The organism is Bizionia sp. (assembly GCF_048259285.1).
In the GTDB taxonomy this organism is placed as follows: domain Bacteria; phylum Bacteroidota; class Bacteroidia; order Flavobacteriales; family Flavobacteriaceae; genus Algorimicrobium; species Algorimicrobium hallyeonense.
Genome location: NZ_JBLXHU010000092.1, coordinates 1 through 5,122 on the forward strand (window position 1 = coordinate 1; position 5,122 = coordinate 5,122).

General features: G+C 36.3%; 2 protein-coding genes. Both read right to left on the reverse strand.

Annotation, left to right across the window (positions count from 1 at the left end):
- Positions 1 to 4,793, reverse strand: a 4,793-nt coding sequence (locus ACN0QX_RS15450; RefSeq protein WP_417198199.1) for an FG-GAP-like repeat-containing protein, incomplete at its 3' end; no start/stop codon positions are given.
- Positions 4,794 to 4,939: 146 nt separating this feature from the next.
- The coding region (locus tag ACN0QX_RS15455; protein WP_417198200.1) for a T9SS type A sorting domain-containing protein at positions 4,940 to 5,122 on the reverse strand (183 nt) is incomplete at its 5' end.

A 5,122-nucleotide genomic window follows, 5' to 3' on the forward strand; every position in this document is an offset into this window, starting at 1 on the left:
TGGTTATTTGCTTTAAAAACTTCTTGACCTTGAATGTTGAATAAATGATAGCTGTATTCCTGACTAGATGTTTTGATATTTAGAACATCTTTTACAGGGTTAGGGTAGACGCTAAAAGTTTTATTGTAATAAGACGTATTACTTAATGTTGCTTGAACTTCATAAGCACCGATATCAACTGTTGTATTAAATATTCTTGTGTTTCCAGCAAGGTCTTTTAAAGTTCCGTTTATGGCAGCATTGTTTCCTGCATTAACTAGGGGAGAACTGTTTAATAAGCTGTAATCATTATTTACTATATCTGTAAAAGAAGGAGATGTGTTTAAAAAGTTGTTTTCACCATCAATGTTTGGAGGTAGGTTTCCATTGTTGTTGGATGTAGTATTGTAAAATGAAGAATAAGATGCTTCTCCAGTTGCTCCACCGCCATCGTTATTCATGTTGCCGTTTGTTCCTGAATTTTCAAAAAATATGGTGTTTATGGCATTTGCACTACCAGAGTACATATGGATTCCTCCACCTTCCAAGGCATCATTGTTGGCAATTGTACAGTTTATTAAAGTGATTAGGCCGCCGTTGATTCCTATTGCACCACCATAATTTAATGCTTCATTTTGGTAAAACAAACCATTAGTTACATTGATGTTGCCAGACATGTTTGCAATACCTGCACCGATTCCGTTGTTGTTATCTCCTTCTACAATGTTATTATTGAAAATACAATTCATAATGTTGTTGTTATTACCAGTATTGATAACTCCTGCTCCAAAACGAGAATTGTCATTATATGCAAACTGTATGGTAAAGCCATCAAGGGTTGTGTTGTCATTGCTTAAGGATAAAATATGATGGCTATCTCCAGAATCTGGAACGTTAGAGTTATTTAAATCTCCACTTAAAACGGTTAGGTTCACAGCCCAATTACGTTCATTTGCAGTTGTTTCCGTACCATTAAACCCACCTAAAACCATTACTCCTTCAGGTATGGTAAAACTACTGTTTTCATCTGTGCTTGGTTTATAGATGCCAGTTGCTACCCAGATTTCATTTATATCACCGCATACTTCACTAGTATTTAGTGCATCAGAAATTGATGTATATGCATTTGCCCAACTAGTACCATTGTTACTACCTGTAGCATTTGAATTCACATATAGTAAATTAGGTAGGCTTTCACAAAAAGGACTCATTTCATAAGCGCCTAAATCAATAATTGCCCCATCAAAATTATCAAAATCTAAAATTCGATTATTGTAGGCAAGGTCTAAAGTAAGCATGTTTGCTGAATTATCACCAACATCAATTGCAGGAGAAATTGTTTGGAGAGAATAATCACTAATAGATGGGTTAACGAAAAATGGGTCTGAATGAATGGTGCCGTCTATATTTTCTGTACCCTGTGGGTTTTCATTTTGTACATAGCTGTAAGATATAGAAGTAATATTGCCTCTGAAATTTGGATTTCCTTCTATATCTGTATTGTCACTAAATATACTATTAACAATGGTTATTGGGTTGTCGTTTGTGTTGATTGCACCTCCACTGTTGTATGCCTCATTAGAAGCAAAGGTATTGTTAATTAAATTAAAGCTTGACCCATCCTCGATTGAAATAGCTCCACCATAGTGTGCCGCATTATCATAAAACAAGTTGTTGATAATTGTAATGTCACTATTTTGCGCAGCAATTGCACCGCCTATACCGTTACTTCCATTGCCATCTACAATGAGGTTTCTGAAAATACAGTTGTTAATTTGTAATGCCTCCGCATTGTTTCCAAAAACGCCTCCAGCGGAACGATCTTGGAACAAGTTACCTCCGTCAGTAAAGGAATTTTCAAAAATAAAACCATCTATAGTTACATTGTCGGTAAAGACTGTAACAATGCTGTGGCTATCTCCTGCATCCTGATCTTCAGAATTGTTTAAATCACCACTCAAAATGGTTGGGTTTTCTGCCCAGTTGCGATTTTCTGTACTAGTTTCGGTGCCGTTGAACCCACCTAAAAGTGTTGTCCCTTCAGGTAAGTAAAAACTATCTTTTTCGTTTGTGCCCGGTTTATAGGTGCCTGCTGCTACCCAAATTTGTTCTACAGTACATATTGAAGCTGCATTTAGTGCATCTTGTAAGTTGTAATAGGCAGTTGCCCATGATTGTCCGTTAGGTGAATTTGCTGAAGAGGATGCATTTACATAAAGTATATTAGAGCTGTTTGTTAAGTCAACTGTAAATTGTAGACTTTCTGAGAATTCAGATCCTGCAAAGCTATGGTCTATTGCTTGTACTCTAAACTCAAACTGATTTGTTTCACCACAATATTCTTGAGGTATATTCCATTTGTAGAATGTATTTTGCATTGCATTACCTAGTTTAGGTAATTTTCTCCAGCCATCGTTTTCTTGAGCCATTGGACTTTTTGTGTATGATGGTGAGCCTGAAGGTACCTCTTTAATAAAAACATTATAGCTTAAACCTGTACTTGGCGTTTCGTTGTCTGTTGAAGCGTTCCAAGCTAGTGTAATGGATGTGGTATTTGTGTTGGATACATTAAGACCGGTAGGTATGGTTGGTTTTGTATTTGTTGTTGAGATATTGTTTTTTAATATTTTAGTTACGAAATTTCCACCTCCAGTATCTCCTGTAACAGCTATGTCTAAATCACCATCGTTGTCATAATCTCCCCAAATTGCCTTTTCGTAGCCTTGAAGGCCAAGACTTGATAATTCATTGAATGCGTCATTTCCATCATTTATATATATTTTAGTGATGCTTCCACCTCCTGCAATAAGAACATCTAAATCACCATCATTGTCGTAGTCACCCCAAGCTACAGAACCATTGAATACACCTGTTAATTGTTCGTTAATATCAGTAAAGGCACCATTGTCGTTTCTGAAGATTTTAGAGACGGGATCACTATTAGTGCCTCGCCCTGTTAAAAGTATATCAAGATCGCCATCATTGTCATAGTCTCCCCAAGCCACGGAAGAGGTATAAACATTAGTTAAGGTTGTAGTTGTATTTTCTGTGAAAGTTTTGTTTCCGTTGTTTTTTAATAGTTTTGTGAAAGCTTGGTTATTATCTTGATTACCAGTTAGAAGAATGTCTAGGTATCCGTCATTGTCGTAATCTCCCCAAGCTACGGAAGATAAAGTTAAAGCAGGGAGATTTACGGTGTAAGATTCGCTAAAAGTTTCATCTCCATTATTGGTGTAAACTTTTGTTGTACTAATAACGCCGTTAAAATACGAACCAACTTGCCCTGAAATCAAGATGTCGAGATCACCATCATTGTCATAATCTCCCCAAGCAACCGAGGCTTTCTCAACATCGGAAATATTATCTATAGTGAGTTCTGTAAAAGTGCTATTTCCATTATTTGTAAACAATCTTGTAATTCCTGATGTAAAGCCTTGAGAACCACGATAGCCTGTAAATATTATATCTAAATCGCCATCATTGTCATAATCACCCCAAGCTAAATTTGAACGGCTGTAAATATTTCCAAAATCTACATTTAGTTCGCTAAAAGTATCATCACCATTATTTGTATAGATTGCGGGGCCTCTATTACTTGGTCCAGTAAATACAGATGATACCATGATGTCTAAATCGCCATCATTGTCATAATCTCCCCAAGCCAAATTGCTTGATGCTGGAGCCTCAGGTAAATCAAAAATACCAGTAAATAGAGGCTTATATTCAAAAGCACCTATATCTATAATGCCTGTGCCAGTTTCAATTCTATTATTGCCACCCAGATCTCTTGTGCTTGAATTGGCACTATTGTTGCCTGCGTCAATTGCAGGAGAGTTACTTCTTAAAGCAAACCCATCTATATCTGTTCCGGAAATGTACAGAGGGTCAGTTTGTGTATAATTGTTTCCGCCATCTGTGATGCTGGTAGGTAATCCTGTAACATAATAGCTATACAGCATCGAGTATGCAATGGAACCATTTCCCGGACCTTCGTCGTTCATATTTCCATTTGTGCCAGTGTTTAGTGTGAAAATACTGTTTACGGCCTCTACAGTACCACTAAATATGTTAACTCCTCCTCCTCTTGAGGCTTCATTATTGGCTATGGTACAGTTGATTATATCTATATTGCCGCTTTCAGCTGAGATAGCACCACCACCACTAGTAGCTCGGTTATTAAAGAATAGGCTGTTTGTAATAGTTGTATTCGAGCTGCTATTTCCAAAATTGATTATTGCTCCACCAACACCATTTGAGCCATTTCCTTCAGCAACATTATGATGAAAAGCACAATTATTGATATTTAGGTTAGTAGCGTTTCTTATATAGATTGCGCCACCTGACCTGCCTATTGCCAAAGGTGTGTTGTTGGATTCATTATCTGCAAAACTATGCTTAAAAACAAAGCCATCTATAGTTACATTGGAACTGTTTTCAATGGTAACGAGCGTATGACTATCGCCAGCATTTGCTGTACCACTATTATTTATATCGCCACTTACTATGGTTTTGTATTGCTTCCAATTTCGTTGATTTGCACTAGTCTCGGTGCCGTTAAAGCCACCCAAAATATCTACATTGGATGGTATAAGAAAACTATCCGTCTGCAATATTCCTGGTTTGTACTCTCCTTGAGCTACCCATACTTGATAAGTTTCAGTTAGATTTGTTGGTATATCTTGTAATTCATTAAATGCATTCTCCCAAGATGTACCATCATTGTTCCCTGTAGCATTTACATCAATATAGATAGTGTTTTGGGCTGTAATTCCTAATGTGAACAATACAGCAATAAATAGGAATGATTTTTTCATAACCATAGGTTGTTTTACTTGAAGAGCTAAGGTATACCGCTTTAGTATCCAATTCAATACGTAGGTCTACGTAATAACAAAAAGTGTAAAGAGGCCAAGATATTTTAAAATCTTGACCTCTTAAGGTAATTGATTAATAGCCTCTTTTAATTTTGTTTAATGACTTTAAAACTTTGTGATTTGTCTCCATCAGAGAGTTTTAAAATGTATATTCCAGATGGTAGTTTTGAAACATCAATGGTTTTTGAAGTTTGGTTATTTGCTTTAAAAACTTCTTGACCTTGAATGTTGAATAAATGATAGCTGTATTCCTGACTAGATGTTTTGAT